The organism is Spirillospora sp. NPDC052242 (assembly GCF_040679555.1).
Lineage (GTDB): Bacteria > Actinomycetota > Actinomycetes > Streptosporangiales > Streptosporangiaceae > Spirillospora.
In genome coordinates this window covers 66,251-81,447 of sequence record NZ_JBFAUZ010000011.1, presented here as the reverse complement: position 1 = coordinate 81,447, position 15,197 = coordinate 66,251, and the positions used below count along the sequence as shown (strand labels likewise).

Here is a 15,197-nt window from a genome sequence, read left to right as displayed (position 1 = left end):
TGTAGGCCGCGTTCCCCGCCGCCCGCGGGCGTCCTCAGGGCATCGGCGGCGTGAAGACGCCGAACCGGTTGCCCGACCGGTCCTCCAGGTAGGCGAAGCGCAGGCCCCGGGGCGTCGCCGCCGTCGCCGCCGCGACCTTCCCGCCGCACTTCTCCGCCCGCGCGCACGCCGCGTCGACGTCCTCGACCAGGACGAAGAACATCGCGTGCGCCCCGTCCGCGCCGGTCTCGTGCGAGAGCCCGCCGCTCGGCGCGTCCGCCCCGGCGTAGCGCACCAGGTCGTACCCCTCGGTGCCGGGGACGATCGAGCCCGCGTCCGCGTCGAACCGCCAGCCGAACATGTCGCCGTAGAACCTGCGCGCCTCGTCCGGGGCGTCGGTGCCGATCTGGAACCACGCGACGGTGTTGAACGCCGGAATCGCCATCGTCTTCCTCCTCGAATAGGTGACGGGCCCAGCTTCGGGCGTCCCGGCGACAGCCCCCTGTCGGTGTTTCTCAGACGAATTCGAGGCGCCGGGTGACGTAGTCGAGGGGGACGTCCTTGACCACGACGTCCTCGTACCGGCGCTCGGGCGCGGTCTCCTCGAGCAGGGCGGCGCGCCGGATGCGGTCGATGCGGAAGATCCGGGCCTCCCCCCGCAGCCGGCACCAGCCGATGAGGTACCAGCGCAGGGACGCGCACGTGAACGCGACCGGCTCCACGTCGCGCTCGCTCTCGTCCCCGGCCCCGTTCACGTACTCGAGGCGGACGACGCGGCGCGCCGACACGGCCTCCTCCAGCACGGACGGGACGGACGGCGACGCGGCGGCGTCGTGCGGCGTCAGGAACCGGACGCGCTCGGCGAGCTCCCGCGCGGACGCGCCGTCGTTCGCCGACATCGCGGAGACGATCTTGTGCAGCGCGGTGCGGGCCGCGCGCGAGTACGGGGAGCCGTCGGCGCGCGCCAGGGTGATCGCGACGGCGACGGCCTCGGCGGGCGTGAAGTTGAGCGGCGGGAGCGTCCGATCGGGATCGATCGTGTACCCGCCGCCCCGCCCGACGTCGGCGTAGATCGGGACACCGGCCTGCTGCAGGGCGCCGATGTCGCGTTCGATCGTCCGCGAGCTGACCTCGTAGCGCGCGGCCAGCTCGCGGGCGCTGACCCGGCGCGGCGCGCGGGCCCGCAGTTCCTCCACCAGGGCGTACAGGCGATCGGTCCGGTTCACGCCGCGACCGTACGCCCCACCACCGACATCCCGGCCCGCGGCCGGGTGGGTCAGAGGGTGTGGAGGAAGTCGAGGAGGGCCTGGTTCACCTCGTCCGGGCGTTCCTGCTGGGTCCAGTGGCCGCAGCCGGAGAGGGAGACGGTGCCGCGCAGGTTCGGGACGAAGTCGCGGAGGCGGGCGACGGCGTCGGGGGCGGCGACCGGGTCGCGGTCGCCGGCGACGAACAGGGCCGGCGGGGTGACGGGGGCGCGGTGCCAGGCGGCGGTGAGGTCCCAGTTGCGGTCGAGGTTGCGGTACCAGTTGACCGGGCCCGTGAAGCCGCTGTCGGCGTACTCGGCGACGTAGGCGGCGATGTCGTCCGCGGTGAGCCAGGCGGGGAGTTCGTCCGGTTCGGGGAGGGCGTCGAGGACGCCGCCGCCCTCGGGGGCGACGAGGGCGGTGCCGGGGCCGTCGCCGGAGATCGCGTGGAACATGCGGCGGAACGTGGAGGCGCGGTCGCGGTCGAGTTCGGCCTCGGGGGCGTCCGGTTCCTGGAACCGCACCATGTAGAAGCCGTCGCCGAAGTAGCGGCGCATCGTCGCGACGGGCGGGCGGGAACTGCGCGGGCGGTGCGGCACCGACATGCCGACGACGCCGCGGACCTTGTCGGGACGCATCTGGGCGACGGCCCACGCGACGGGCGCGCCCCAGTCGTGCCCGACGACCACCGCGCGTTCGGCGCCCAGGGCGTCGATGAGCCCGACGGCGTCCCCCGCCAGGTGCATGATCGTGTACTGGGCGGGGTCGGCGGGGCCGCCCGTCCGGGCGTAGCCGCGCTGGTCGGGGGCGACGGCGTGGAAGCCCGCGGCGGCGAGCGCGGTGAGCTGGTGGCGCCAGGAGTACCAGCACTCGGGGAAGCCGTGCAGGAGCAGGACGAGCGGGCCCTCGCCGGCCTCGGCGACGTGCATCCGCAGGCCGCCGTTCCCCTCGACGAAACGGTGCGCGATCTCGGTCATCGCACCAACGTAGACGGCGCGGCGGGGCCCACATCGGTCGGGCCGGGATTGTGTGTCCGGGCCACATGGGTCCCGGGTGGCGGTGTGCGTAGGTTCTGCGCATGACGAGCGTGACACCGGACCTGACGGGGCGGCAGGCCCTGGTCACCGGCGGGGCGAGCGGGATCGGGCTGGCGTGCGCCCGGCGGCTGGCGGCGGCGGGGGCGCGGGTGACCGTGGCGGACCTGGACGGGACGGCGGCGGAGCGCGCCGCGCGGGAGTTCGGCGGCGCCGCGCTGGCGGTGGATCTCGCGGGGCCGGATGTGGCCGGGGTGGGCGCCGGGTTCGACGTCCTGGTCAACAACGCGGGGGTGCAGCATGTGGCGCCGCTCCACGAATTCCCGCCCGAGGTGTTCGCCCGGATCCTGCGGCTGATGGTGGAGGCGCCGTTCCGGCTGGTGCGGGACGCGCTGCCGGGAATGTACGAGCGCGGCTGGGGCCGGATCGTGAACGTGTCGTCGGTGCACGGGCTGCGCGCGTCGCCGTTCAAGGCCGCGTACGTGACGGCCAAGCACGGTCTCGAGGGGTTGTCGAAGGTGATCGCGCTGGAGGGCGCGCCGCACGGCGTGACGTCCAACTGCGTCAATCCTTCTTATGTGCGGACCCCACTGGTGGAGGGGCAGATCGCGGATCAGGCGCGCGCGCACGGCATGTCGGAGGACGATGTCGTGGAGCGGGTCATGCTGCAGAAGGCGGCTGTGAAGCGGCTCGCGGAGCCCGAGGAGGTGGCCGAGCTGGTCGCCTACCTGTGCTCTCCCGCGGCGGCGATGGTCACGGGTGCGTCGCTGACCCTCGACGGAGGCTGGACGGCCCATTGACAATGTCGCGTATGTCGTGCGGCGTCTTTCTCGAACTGCTCGCCCGCGAGGCGTCCCCCGTGGAGTTCGAGGGGCCGCTGGTGCAGGCGCGGGCGGAGGGGGCGCCCCCGGCCGTCCTGGCGGAGCTGGAGGCGGCGAAGCTGGCGGCGCTGCGGGTGCGGGCGGTGATGCGGCGGCACGCGCGGCGGGAGGCGGAGCTCGCGGCGCTGTTCGACACGGCGGGCGATCTGGCCGGGCTGCGCGATCTGGACGCGGTGCTGGAGGCGATCACCCGGCGGGCGCGGCGGCTGCTGAACGCCGACATCGCGTACCTGACGCTGAACGACGACGCGCGCGGCGACACGTACATGCGGGTGACGGACGGGTCGGTGTCGGCGGCGTTCCGGCGGCTGCGGCTGCCGATGGGAACCGGGCTGGTCGGGCTGGTCGCGCAGACGGCGATGCCGTACAACAGCGACCACTACCTGGTGGACGAGCAGTTCCAGCATCGCGGGTTCATCGACGAGGCGGTCGCCGAGGAGGGCCTGGTCGCCATCCTGGGCGTGCCGATGAAGCTGGGCAACCGGGTGATCGGCGTGCTGACGGCGGCGAACCGCAGCGAGCGTCCGTTCGACCAGGAGGAGGTCGCGCTGCTCGGGTCGCTGGCGGCGCACGCGGCGATCGCGATCGACAACGCGCGCCTGCTGGAGGAGACCCGCACGGCTCTGGAGGAGCTGAGCGCCGCCAACGAGGAGGTCAAGGCGCGTAGCGCGGCCGTGGAGGTGGCGGCGCGCGCGCACGACCGGATGACGGCGGTCGTGGTGCGCGGGGGTGGTGTCGAGGACGTCGCCGCGATCGTCACCGAGCTGCTGGGCGGCACCCTGCACGTCCTGGACGCGGACGGCGCCCGGCTGGCGACGACGGGGGCCGCCTCGGCACCGTTGAGCGACGAGGAGCTGGCCGGGGTCTCGGCGTCCGCGCACTCTGCGCGCGCGCAGGGACGGACGGTGCGGCGGGGCGATCTGTGGATCGCGTCCGTGTCGAGCGGCGACGAGATGCTCGGGACGCTGGTGCTGCGCACGTCCGGCGAGGTGTCGGACGCCGACCAGCGGATCCTGGAGCGCGCCGCGCTCGTCACCGCGCTGCTGCTGCTGTTCCAGCGCAGCGTGACCGAGGCGGAGGGGCGGGTGCGCGGCGAGCTGCTCGACGACCTGCTGTCGGAGCGGCGGGCGGACGCGGCGGCGCTGGCGGCGCGGGCGCGGCGCGTGAACGTGGACCTCGGGGCGCCGCACGTGGTGCTGTCGGCCCGGTACGAGTCGCGCGACCACCGGCGGCGCGCGGAGTTCTGGGCGTCGTCGTTCGCGGCGGTGGAGCACGGGCTGGCCGCGTCCCGCGGCGAGGAGGTCGTGCTGCTGCTGCCGGGCGAGCGTCCGGGCGACGCCGCGCGGCGGGTCGCCAAGGAGCTGGGCGCGTCGTTGGGGGCTCCGGCGACGGTCGGCGCGGCCGGCCCGGTGCGGGGGCCGGGCGAGGTCGCCGGGGCGCACCGGGAGGCGCAGCGGTGCGCGGACGCGCTGGTGGCGCTGGGCCGCCGCGGGAACGGGGCGGGCGCGTCCGAGCTGGGGTTCATCGGCCTGCTGATCGGCGACGACCGGGACGTGCCGGGGTTCCTCGCCGGGTCGCTGGGGCCGGTCATCGACTACGACGAGCGGCGCGGGACGGCGCTCGTCCGCACGCTCGAGGCGTACTTCGGGGCGGGCGGGGGGCTCGCGCGGACGGCGCAGGAGCTGCACATCCACGTGAACACGGTCAGCCAGCGGCTGGACCGGATCGGGCGGCTGCTCGGCGAGGACTGGCAGTCCCCGGACCGGGCGCTGGAGCTGCAGCTCGCGCTGCGGCTGCACCGCCTGCGGTGACGCCGCGAACGGGCCGCCGTCCTGCGGGGACGGCGGCCCGTTCCGTGCGTCACGCGGGGGTCTCGACCTTGTCGCGCGCGGGTTCCGCCGGACGGCGGCGCGCCGCGCGGGCCGCGATCAGGTCGCGGGCCGTGCCCCAGACGCCGCGCCGGAACAGCAGCACGACGAGGATGAAGATGCCGCCGGTGATGATGCCGGTCTCCTGGAACCCGGCGGTGGCCAGGTAGTCGTTCAGCTCGACGATCAGCGCGGCGCCGACGATGCCGCCCCACAGCGTGCCGATGCCGCCGAGGACGACCATCATCACGGCCTCGCCCGACGTCGTCCAGTACACGCCCTGCAGGGACGCGAAGCCGTGGCCGATGGCGAACAGGCCGCCGGCCAGTCCGGACAGGGCCGCCGACAGGACGAACGCGAGCAGCTTGAAGCGGTCGACGCTGTAGCCGAGCGCGCGCGCCCGTGCGGGGTTGTCGCGGATGGACATCAGTACGCACCCGAACGGGGAACGGACGATGCGCCAGGCGGCGAACAGTCCGGCCAGGATGAACGGGAGGCCCGCGTAGTAGAAGTAGAACGGGTCGGACAGGTCGAGCCCGAACAGTTCCCTGGGGATGCCCTGGAGGCCGTTCTCTCCGCCTGTGACGTCCCTCCACTGGTTGGCGACGAAGTACACCATCTGCGCGAAGGCCAGGGTGACCATCGCGAAGTAGATGCCGCGCAACCGGACGGACAGGAACCCGATCGGGAGGGCGAGCAGGGCGGCGAACGCCGCACCGCCCAGGATCGCGACGGGGAACGGCAGCCCGGAGTGCAGGGCGATCAGGCCGGTCGCGTACGCCGAGCCGCCCCAGAAGGCGGCGTGCCCGAACGACAGCAGCCCGGTGAAGCCGAGCAGCAGGTCGACGGCGACGGCGAACAGCGCCCAGCAGGCGATGTCCAGCGCGACCGGCGGGTAGACGAACCAGGGCAGCGCGAGCGCCGCCACGAGGCCGACGGCGAGCAGCACGGGGCGTCCGGCGAGTTTGGACAGGATCACGGTGCCACCTCCGGGTTCACAGTGCGGCCTCCTCGCGCCCGAACAGGCCGGCGGGACGCCACAGCAGCACGACGGCCATCAGGATGAACACGAGCGTCTGCGACAGCGACGGGACGTAGTAGTTGCCGAGCGCCGACACGAGCCCGACCGCGAACCCGGCGGCGACCGACCCGAACACCGAGCCGAGGCCGCCGATCACCACGACGGCGAACACGGTGACGATCAGGTCGGCGCCCATCAGCGGGTTGACGGCCCGCATCGGCGCGGCGAGCACGCCCGCGAACCCGGCGAGCGCGATGCCGAAGCCGAACACGGGCGTCACCCAGCGCGCCACGTCGATGCCGAGGGCGCGGGTCAGTTCCGGCCGTTCCGTGGACGCCCGGACGATCATGCCGACGCGGGTGCGGGCCAGCACGAACCACACCGCGCCGCACACGACGAGCGACACGGCCAGGACGAACACCTGGTACGCGGGATACGTGAACAGGCCGAGGTCGATCGAGCCGTTCAGCGCGGACGGGCGCGGATAGGGCTGCGACTGCACGCCGTACTGCCGCTTCACCAGGTCCTGCAGGATCAGCGCCAGCCCGAAGGTGAACAGGAAGTTGTAGAGGGGATCGAGGGGCGCCAGCCGGCGGATGAACAGCCGTTCCACCGCGACGCCGGCCACGCCCAGGACGAGCGGGACGAGCGGCAGCGCGATCCAGAAGTTCACGCCGAAGGAGTCGAGGAGGACGTAGGAGCCGAACGCGCCGAGCATGTAGAACGCGCCGTGCGCGAAGTTGACGACGCCGAGCATCCCGAAGATGACCGCGAGGCCGAGGGCGAGCAGGGCGTAGAACGCCCCGCCCACCAGGCCGTTGAAGGCTTGCTGCAGCATCCGGCGGCCTCAGAGCTCGCAGGCCGGGCTCGGCCGCTGGAACGCCTCGGCCGCCGGGATCGTCTCGATGATCTTCTCGTAGTCCCAGGGCTCGGAGACCTCGCTCTCCGGCTTGACCTCGGCGAGGTAGGCGTCGTGGGTCAGCAGGTGGTCCTCGGCCCGGATCGTTCCGGTGGAGGTGAACACGTCGTTCACCTTGTGGCCTTCGAGCTCCTCCACCACGGGGTCGGACGCGTCCGTCCCGGCGCGCTGGACGGCCTCCAGGTACTGCAGGGCGGCGGAGTAGTCGCCCGCGTGGACGGCCGTGGGACGGGCGCCCGTCTCCCGCTTGAACCGGTCGGCCCACGCGCGGTTGTCGTCGTCCTGGTTCCAGTACCAGAAGTCGGTGAAGCGGGTGCCCTCCAGGGCCTTCGGGCCGAGCGAGTGGATGTCGGTGATGAACATCAGCCCGACGGCGAGGCCCACGCCCTTGTCGCGCAGCTTGTACTCGTTGTACTGCTTCACGAGGTTCACGAGGTCGCCGCCGGCCTGCATGGCGCCGATGACGTCCGGCTTCGGGTCCAGGTCCGGGGCCTTCAGCAGGAACGTGGAGAAGTTGTCGTTGGGGAAGGGGGTCGGGTCGGACTTCACGACCGTCCCGCCCGCACCCTTGACCGAGGCGCTGAACGTCTTCTCCATGTCCTGGCCGAACGCGTAGTCGGGGTAGACGAGGTACCAGTTCTTCGCCCCGGACTTGGTCAGCGCGGTGCCCGTCCCGTGGGCGAGCATGTAGCTGTTGTAGCCGTAGTGGAAGGTGTACTTGTTGCACTGCTCGCCGGTCAGCGCGGTGGTGGCGGCGCCCACGGAGATGAACACGCGCTTCTTGCCCTCCGCCACGTTCGCGACGGCGAGCGCGGCCGACGACGTGGGCACGTCCACGATCATGTCGGCCTTCTGCCGGTCGTAGAGTTCGCGCGCCTTGGTGTTGGCGATGTCGGGCTTATTCTGGTGGTCGGCGGAGACGACCTCGATCTCCGTCGCGACCGCCTTGTCGCCGTACTTCTTCTTGAAGTCCGCGACGGCCATCTCGACCGCCTTCACGGCGTTCTCGCCCGACAGGTCGGCGTAGACGCCGGACTGGTCGGTCAGCACCGCGAGCACGATCTTGTCGTCGCTGATCTTGCCGCCGCCCCCGCCGGGTCCGCCCGCGCCGCAGCCGGCCAGCAGGGCTCCGGCGGCCGCGAGCGCGGCCGAGCGTCCCATGAGTTTCATCGGGCTCTCCCTAGATTCCGAGGTACTGCAGGAGTTCGCTCTCGCGGGCGCGGACCTCGTCGTTGTCCATCGACTGGACGATCCGGCCCTCGGCGAGCAGGTGGTGGCGGTCGGCGACGGTGGCGGCGAAGTGCACGTTCTGCTCGATCAACAGGACGGTGACGCCCGCGGCCTTGACCTCGCGCAGGATGTCGCCGATCTGCGCGACGATCAGCGGCGACAGGCCCTCGGTGGGCTCGTCGCACAGCAGCAGGCGGGCGCCGGTGCGCAGCACGCGGGCGAGCGCGAGCATCTGCTGCTCGCCGCCCGACAGCTTCGTCCCGGGGAACCGGCGGCGCTCCCTGAGCCGCGGGAACGTGTCGTAGACGCGGTCCAGCGGCCACGCCTCGGGCCCCTTGCCGTTCGCCGGCCGGGCGGGCGGCAGCAGCAGGTTCTCCTCCACCGACAGGGTGGCGAAGACGCCGCGGTCGTCCGGGACGTACCCGAGGCCGCGCCGCGCGCGCTTGTGCGGCCCCAGGGCGGTGATGTCCTCGCCGAGGAACTCCACGGTTCCGGACGCGCCCGCGTGCAGGCCCATCAGGCAGCGCAGCAGCGTGGTCTTCCCGGCGCCGTTGCGGCCGACGAGGGTGACGATCTCGCCCTCGTCCACGTGCAGCGACACGTCCCGCAGGGCCTGCGCCTCGCCGTACCAGGCGGACAGGCCGTCAACTCGCAGCATGGGCGTCTCCGAGGTAGGCGGTGATGACCCGGGGGTCGTGGCGGATCTCGGCGTACGGGCCCTCCACCAGGACCCGGCCGTGCTGCAGGACGGTGACCCGGTCGGCGAGGCTGGAGACGACGCTCATGTTGTGCTCGACCAGCACGACCGTCCGCCCCGCCCGGACCCGCCGGACGAGCTCGACGGTGCGGTCGACGTCCTCGACGCCCATCCCGGCGGTCGGCTCGTCCAGCAGCAGCACCTTCGGGTCGAGGGCGAGCGCGAGGGCGAGTTCGAGCGCCCGCTTGCGCCCGTACGCCAGCGCGCCCGCCGGGGTCTCGGCGTGCTCCTCCAGGCCGACCTGGGCGAGCAGCTCGGCCGCGCGGTCCGCGAACCGCCCGAGCGACTTGTCCGACTTCCAGAACCGCCACCCGAGGCCGGTGCGCCCGGCGAGCGCCAGCTCCACGTGCCGGCGCGGGGTCAGCTCGGCGAACAGGCTGGTGATCTGGAACGACCGCGCCAGCCCGAGCCGCGCGATCCGCTCCGGGCTGCTGCCCGCCAGCTCCCGCCCGGCCAGCCGCACGCTCCCGGACGTCGGCTTGAGGAAGCCGGTGAGCAGGTTGAACAGCGTCGTCTTGCCCGCGCCGTTCGGCCCGACGAGCGCGTGCACCGCGCCCTCCGCGACGTCCAGGTCCACGCCGTCCACGGCGCGGAACCCGCGGAACTCCCTGACCAGGCCGCGCGCCGTCAGCACCGGCGCCGGCCGGACGGTAGCGCCCATGCGCCCTCCTCCCATGGTGACCCGGACCACACCGGGCCGCCGTGCTCGGGAACGCTAGGCCGCCACCGCGAAACGGACTATGTGAGCCAGCGACACATTCCGCCCGGCCGATACGGATGTGACCCACATCACGTGCAGGTCGGAGCCCCGTTCACATGGGACGCCGCGCGCTTATGTGGGCCGGACACGTGGCCGTCGCCCGCCGGGGTCCGCACCATGTCGGCACTCGCCTCCGTCCAGAGGAGCCGGAATGCCGACCACCCGCCCCCTGTTCACCACCGGCCTGCTCACGACCGGCCTGCTCGCCACGGGCCTGCTCACCACGGGCGCTTTGACCCTCGCGCTGGCCGCACCGGCGCGCGCGCACGAGAACCGCTGCGAGCCCGCACCGGCCGTGCCGGGCGCCCAGAAGCAGGTCGCCGCCTGCCTCGACGACCTCACGACCGCCGGGACCGTCGCGTCGGGCCACACCGTGCCGGGAGACTACGCGGGCCTGCACGCGACGGGAACCCGCAACCCGAGCGGCGTCCCCGGCGTCCAGATCGACGGGTACTTCCGGGACGGCTCCACGTTCAACACCCACCACGGCTGGAACCACGACGCGCAGTTCGTCATCCGCCTCCCCGAACGGTGGAACGGCGGCCTCGTCGTCGCCGGGTCGCCCGGCAACCGGCGGCAGTACGCCAACGACGCCACGATCTCCGACTGGGTCCTCGGCCGGGGCTACGCGTACGCGGCGACCGACAAGGGCAACAGCGGCCCGGAGTTCCACCGGGACGGCCGCCGCCCCGGCGACGCGATCGCCGAATGGAACCACCGCCTGACCGAACTCACCCGCGCCGCGCAGCAGACGGCGGCGCGCCACTACGGGCGCCGCCCGTCCCGCACCTACGCGGCGGGGATCTCCAACGGCGGATACCTCGTCCGCTGGCAGCTCGAGAACCGCCCGCACCTCTACGACGGCGGCATCGACGCCGAGGGCACCCTGTGGCGGGCGGACGGCCCGAACCTGTTCACCTACCTGCCGCAGATTCTCCGCGCGTACCCGTCGTACGCCGCGGGGGACGCCTCCGCACACCTGGCGCTGCTCGACGTCGGCCTCACCGCGGGCTCCGAGTTCCTCTGGCCGTACCACGACAAGGTCTACTGGGAGCTGACGCAGCGCATCTACCGCGAGGAGTTCGACCCCGCGTACACGGGCGCGGAGGCCGAGTACGACTACGCGTCCCGGCCCCGCGAGGTGCGCCGCGCGGTCGAGCGCGTGTCCCTCACCGGCCGCGTCCGCAAGCCGCTGATCAGCCTGCAGGGCACGTACGACTCGCTGCTGCCGATCGGCCGCAACGGCGACGCGTACGCCGCGCTCGTCCGCGACCGCGGCCGGGCCCCGTTCCGCTACTACCGCGTCGAGGCCGCCAACCACACCGACGGCCTCGTCGACGCCCATCCCGGACGGTTGCGCCCGCTGCTGCCCTGCATGCGCTCCGCCTTCACCGCGCTCGAGACCTGGACGTCGGGCGGGGGCGCCCCGCCGCCGAGCGCCACCCTGCCCGAGCCGTCCGGGGACGTCCTGAACACCTGCTCCCTGACCGGCTGACCGCACTCCCGGCAAAGCGGATGATGACTCCACTATGGTGCCTCTCGGATCATCGCGGCTCGGACGAACTCGCACGGGAGAGGCACCCACATGGCATTCCGCACGTTCCTCAGCGCGCTCGGCGTCAACGCACCCCGCGTCGAGACGATCGTCGACACCCCGAGCGTCCGCCCCGGCGACACGCTGCGCTGCACCGTGCACGTCCGGGGCGGCGGCGCGGACGTCGAGATCGAGCGGCTCCGGCTGGACCTGGTCGTCCGCGCGGAGGACCTGGAGGAGGACGGGTCGACCGAATGGAAGAACCCGTACACCATCGTCGAAGCCGACCTCGGCGGCTTCCGGCTGCCCGCGGGCGAGACCCTCGCGCACCCGGTCGCGCTGGACGTGCCGTGGGACATGCCGCTCACGCACGAGCGCGGCCGTCCGCTCCGCGGCGCCCGGGTCGCCGTGCGGACGGAGCTCTCGATCGACAACGCGATGGACAAGGGCGACTTCGACGAGGTCCACGTGCACGCCCTGCCCGCGCAGGACATGGTCTTCCAGGTCTACGAGGACCTCGGGTTCCGCTTCCACGAGTCCGAGGTGAAGATCATGGCCGCCCGCTGGAAGAACATGGAGGACCGCCGCCCGTCCCCCTACTGGCAGGAGCTCGACTTCTTCTTCCCGCCCGCCTGGAACAAGGGCGCCTACGAGCTGGAGACCGTGCTCATCACGTTCGAGGGTGAACTGGACGTGCACCCGGGCGGCTATCCGGCCGTCACCCTGCGCCACGCGGACCGGGACCGGGCCGCCTGGACCTCCGCCATCGACCAGCACATCCGCAAGTACTGGTCGCCGAACGTCTGACCCGTCCGCCGCGCCCCGCCGTCTACGCCGCGTTCGTCCAGGCCAGGAGGTCGGCGGCGGGGAGGGTGTTGACGATCCGGTCGGCGGGGACGGCGCAGCGGGCGGCGCGGTCGCAGCCGTGCGGCTGCCAGTCGAGCTGGCCGGGGGCGTGCGCGTCGGAGTCGATCGCGAACCGGCAGCCGGCCTCGACGGCGAGGCGCAGCAGCCGCTTCGGCGGATCGAGCCGCTCCGGCCGCGAGTTGATCTCGACGGCGACGTCGTGCGCGGCGCAGGCGTCGAACACCAGCTCGGCGTCGAAGTCCGACTCCGGGCGCAGGCCGCCGCGCCGCCCTCCCGCCTTGACGATCCGTCCCGTGCAGTGGCCGAGGACGTCCACCGCCGGGTTCATGACCGCGTTGACCATGCGCGCCGTCATCGCGACGCGGTCCATGCGGAGCTTCGAGTGGACGCTCGCGACGACGACGTCGAGCCGGTCGAGGAGATCGGGCTCCTGGTCGAGGGCGCCGTCGTCGAGGATGTCGACCTCGATGCCGGTGAGGATCCGGAACGGCGCGAGCCCGGCGTTCAGCTCGGCGACGGCGTCGAGCTGGCGGTGCAGGCGGTCGGCCGACAGCCCGTTCGCGACCGTCAGGCGCGGCGAATGGTCGGTGAGCGCGATGTACTCGTGCCCGAGCGCGCGCGCCGCCTCGGCCATCTCGCGGATGGGCGAGCCCCCGTCCGACCAGTCGCTGTGGGTGTGCAGGTCGCCCTTCAGCGCGGCACGGAGCGCGGCGGCGGCCGCGTCGAGCGGCTCGCCCTCGGTGGCCTCGAGGCGCCGCAGGTAGACGGGCGTCTCGCCGCGCAGCGCCTCCTCGACGACGAGGGCGGTGACCTTCCCGATGCCCGGCAGGTCGGTGAGCGTGCCCGCGCGGGCGCGGGCGTCCAGGTCGTCCGGGGGCGTGGCCTCGACCCGGGCGGCGGCCGTGCGGAACGCCCGCACGCGGTAGGTGGGCTCCCCGGCGCGTTCGAGGAGGAACGCGATCCGGCGCAGCGCTTCGACGGGCTCCACGCCCCGGGGAGTACCCAGGTATGACATGGGTGTCCCACCCTGGTGTCATCCCGGTGCGGCCGGCCGGTCCCTAGCCTGGTCGGCATGGTCGAGGACAAGAGCGCGGACGAGCCGAGCCTGCTGCGCACCCTGCTGCTGGACGGGGTACTGGCCGCCGCGGTGACCGGACGGGCCGACCCCGAGCCGCTCGACCGCCCCTGGCCCGCCCCTCTGCGCTGGACCAGGCACGTCATCGTCGGCCGGTTCCCGTACGGGGTGGTGGAGAACCTGTTCTGGTTCGCCGTCACGATCGGGCTGATCGCCGGATCGAAGTCGCTGCTGGAGACCGAGAGCGCCGCACGCGGCCGGCACCCCGGTGACGCCACCCTCCTGCTGATCTCGATCGCGGCGTGCGCGCCGCTCGCGCTGCGCGACCGGCACCCGCTGGCGGCGTGGCGGCTGAGCTTCGTCGCGATGGCGCTCATCGGCGTGAGCGACTGGCTGACCGTCCCGTACGTCCCGGCCGGGGCGTTCGCCGCGATCGTGTGCCTGTACACGGTGGCGGTGCGCTGCTCGGGGAACGTCACGCTCGGCGCCGGGATCATGGCCGCGACCGGGGTGTGGATCAAGGACGCCGAGTCGGCGCCCGGGGCGTCCCTGCTGATCCTGCTGCCGCTGGCGGTGGGCTACGCGATGCGGGTGCGGCGGACGTCGCGGCGCGAGCTGGCCGAGCAGGAGCGGCGGCACGCCGACGCCGAGGCGGTCCTCACCGAGCGGCAGCGGATCGCGCGGGAGCTGCACGACGTCGTCGCCCACCACATGTCGATGATCGCGATCCAGGCGGAGGCCGCGCCGTACAAGAGCGACGCGGTCCCGGACGTCACCCGGCAGGACCTCGCCGAGATCCGGTCGACCGCGCTCGACGCGCTCACCGAGCTGCGCCGCATCCTCGGCGTCCTGCGGTCCGAGGACGGCTCCGACACCGCCCCGCAGCCCAGCCTGGAACGGCTGGACGAGCTGGTCGCGGGGGCCCGCGGCGCCGGACTGGACGTGACGACGCGGCTGACCGGCGACCTCGCGGGGCTCCCGTCCGGCGTCGGGCTGACCGCGTACCGGATCCTGCAGGAGGCGCTGAGCAACGCGATGCGGCACGCGCCCGGGTCGCGGGTCGACGTCGAGGCGGCCCGCGCGGACGGCGTACTCTCGATCAGCGTCGTCAACGGCCCCCCGGGCGACGGCCGCGGCCGCGCGCGCTTCGCGACCGGCGGCGGCCACGGGCTGGTCGGCATGCGCGAGCGCGCCGCCATGCTCGGCGGGTGGCTGACCGCCGAGCCCACGTCCGAGGGAGGATTCGCCGTGACCGCCACGCTGCCGGAGAAGGCCGCCGAGAAGGCGCAGGGCGCGCCGTGACCATCCGCGTGGTGATCGTCGACGACCAGGGCATGGTGCGGTCCGGCTTCGGGGTGCTGCTGAACGCCCAGCCCGACATCGAGGTCGTCGGGGAGGCCGTCAACGGCGAGGAGGGGCTGCGCCGCGTCGCCGAACTGCGCCCGGACGTCGTGCTGATGGACGTCCGCATGCCGGTGATGGACGGCCTGGAGGCCACCCGCCGGCTGCTCGCGGACGGCGCCGAGGACGCCCCGAAGGTCCTCATGCTGACGACGTTCGACCTCGACGACTACGTGTACGAGGCGCTGCGCGCCGGGGCCGGCGGGTTCCTGCTGAAGGACGCGTCCGCGGCCGAGCTGTCGGACGCGGTGCGGGTCCTCGCGGCGGGCGACGCGCTGCTGTCGCCGTCGATCACCCGCCGGCTGATCGCCGAATTCGCCCGGCTGGGCGGCCCGCGGGCGCCGTCCCGCAAGCGGCTGGACGAGCTGACCGAGCGGGAGACCGAGGTGCTCACGCTCGTCGCGCGGGGCCTGTCCAACGGGGAGATCGCCGAGCGGCTGGTGCTGGCCGAGCAGACCGTGAAGACGCATTTCGGGCGGATCCTGATGAAGCTGGACCTGCGCGACCGGCCGCAGGCGATCGTCTTCGCGTACGAGGTCGGGCTCGTCCGTCCCGGCGACTGACTTCCACCGGGGCATGGCCCGCGACCGATACCTGGGTTCCGCCGGTCATACCGCGGTGTGAGGC

At 73.3% G+C, this 15,197-nt stretch carries 15 protein-coding genes; 6 read left to right on the top strand and 9 right to left on the bottom strand.

Going from position 1 to position 15,197, the window contains the following annotated elements; all coding sequences use genetic code 11:
• Positions 1-34: 34 nt before the first annotated feature.
• The 3 genes from AB0L25_RS11645 to AB0L25_RS11635 all read right to left on the bottom strand — a co-directional run bounded on the left by AB0L25_RS11645 (position 35) and on the right by AB0L25_RS11635 (position 2,200).
• Positions 35-424, bottom strand: a complete 390-nt coding sequence (locus AB0L25_RS11645) for a VOC family protein (RefSeq protein ID WP_500171066.1) — start codon at positions 422-424, stop codon at positions 35-37.
• Between the two features lie 70 nt (positions 425-494).
• Entirely contained in the window at positions 495-1,205 is a 711-nt protein-coding gene (locus AB0L25_RS11640) for a helix-turn-helix transcriptional regulator (protein WP_500171064.1), read from the bottom strand.
• A 50-nt stretch (positions 1,206-1,255) separates the two neighbouring features.
• A complete protein-coding gene (locus AB0L25_RS11635; RefSeq protein ID WP_500171062.1) occupies positions 1,256-2,200 on the bottom strand; it encodes an alpha/beta fold hydrolase in 945 nt (314 codons plus the stop codon).
• 101 nt (positions 2,201-2,301) lie between these two features.
• Here AB0L25_RS11635 and AB0L25_RS11630 point away from each other — a divergent pair, with 101 nt between their 5' ends.
• Positions 2,302-3,057, top strand: a complete 756-nt coding sequence (locus tag AB0L25_RS11630) for a 3-hydroxybutyrate dehydrogenase (RefSeq protein WP_500171060.1) — start codon at positions 2,302-2,304, stop codon at positions 3,055-3,057.
• Positions 3,058-3,068: 11 nt separating this feature from the next.
• On the top strand, positions 3,069-4,949 hold the full coding sequence (locus AB0L25_RS11625; RefSeq protein ID WP_500171058.1) for a helix-turn-helix domain-containing protein: 1,881 nt from the start codon (positions 3,069-3,071) through the stop codon (positions 4,947-4,949).
• A gap of 49 nt (positions 4,950-4,998) precedes the next feature.
• Here AB0L25_RS11625 and AB0L25_RS11620 read toward each other — a convergent pair whose 3' ends face one another.
• The 5 genes from AB0L25_RS11620 to AB0L25_RS11600 are packed head-to-tail and all read right to left on the bottom strand — an operon-like array spanning position 4,999 to position 9,594.
• Positions 4,999-5,985, bottom strand: coding sequence for a branched-chain amino acid ABC transporter permease (locus tag AB0L25_RS11620; protein ID WP_500171056.1), 987 nt, complete (start codon positions 5,983-5,985; stop codon positions 4,999-5,001).
• A gap of 16 nt (positions 5,986-6,001) precedes the next feature.
• Complete coding sequence (locus AB0L25_RS11615; RefSeq protein ID WP_500171054.1) at positions 6,002-6,865, bottom strand: branched-chain amino acid ABC transporter permease; 864 nt, start codon at positions 6,863-6,865, stop codon at positions 6,002-6,004.
• Between the two features lie 9 nt (positions 6,866-6,874).
• A complete protein-coding gene (locus AB0L25_RS11610) occupies positions 6,875-8,116 on the bottom strand; it encodes an ABC transporter substrate-binding protein (RefSeq protein WP_500171052.1) in 1,242 nt (413 codons plus the stop codon).
• A 10-nt stretch (positions 8,117-8,126) separates the two neighbouring features.
• Positions 8,127-8,834, bottom strand: coding sequence for an ABC transporter ATP-binding protein (locus tag AB0L25_RS11605; protein ID WP_500171050.1), 708 nt, complete (start codon positions 8,832-8,834; stop codon positions 8,127-8,129).
• Complete coding sequence (locus AB0L25_RS11600; RefSeq protein WP_500171048.1) at positions 8,821-9,594, bottom strand: ABC transporter ATP-binding protein; 774 nt, start codon at positions 9,592-9,594, stop codon at positions 8,821-8,823. Before AB0L25_RS11600 ends, AB0L25_RS11605 begins: the two co-directional genes overlap by 14 nt.
• Positions 9,595-9,844: 250 nt before the next feature.
• On the opposite strand from AB0L25_RS11600, the gene AB0L25_RS11595 reads away from it, so the two are divergent.
• Both AB0L25_RS11595 and AB0L25_RS11590 read left to right on the top strand, forming a co-directional pair.
• Positions 9,845-11,188 (top strand): 3-hydroxybutyrate oligomer hydrolase family protein, encoded by a 1,344-nt coding sequence (locus AB0L25_RS11595; RefSeq protein WP_500171046.1) that lies wholly within the window; start codon positions 9,845-9,847, stop codon positions 11,186-11,188.
• A gap of 90 nt (positions 11,189-11,278) precedes the next feature.
• A complete protein-coding gene (locus AB0L25_RS11590; RefSeq protein WP_500171044.1) occupies positions 11,279-12,034 on the top strand; it encodes a sporulation protein in 756 nt (251 codons plus the stop codon).
• A gap of 22 nt (positions 12,035-12,056) precedes the next feature.
• On the opposite strand, the gene AB0L25_RS11585 is transcribed toward AB0L25_RS11590, so the two are convergent.
• Positions 12,057-13,082, bottom strand: coding sequence for a PHP domain-containing protein (locus AB0L25_RS11585; RefSeq protein WP_500171042.1), 1,026 nt, complete (start codon positions 13,080-13,082; stop codon positions 12,057-12,059).
• A gap of 84 nt (positions 13,083-13,166) precedes the next feature.
• On the opposite strand from AB0L25_RS11585, the gene AB0L25_RS11580 reads away from it, so the two are divergent.
• Together AB0L25_RS11580 and AB0L25_RS11575 are read left to right on the top strand one after the other, a co-directional pair.
• The gene (locus AB0L25_RS11580) at positions 13,167-14,471 is read left to right on the top strand and encodes a sensor histidine kinase (RefSeq protein WP_500171040.1); all 1,305 of its coding nucleotides are present in this window, start codon (positions 13,167-13,169) and stop codon (positions 14,469-14,471) included.
• Positions 14,468-15,133 (top strand): response regulator, encoded by a 666-nt coding sequence (locus tag AB0L25_RS11575; protein ID WP_500171038.1) that lies wholly within the window; start codon positions 14,468-14,470, stop codon positions 15,131-15,133. The genes AB0L25_RS11580 and AB0L25_RS11575 overlap by 4 nt, the downstream gene beginning before the upstream one ends.
• Positions 15,134-15,197: the final 64 nt, after the last annotated feature.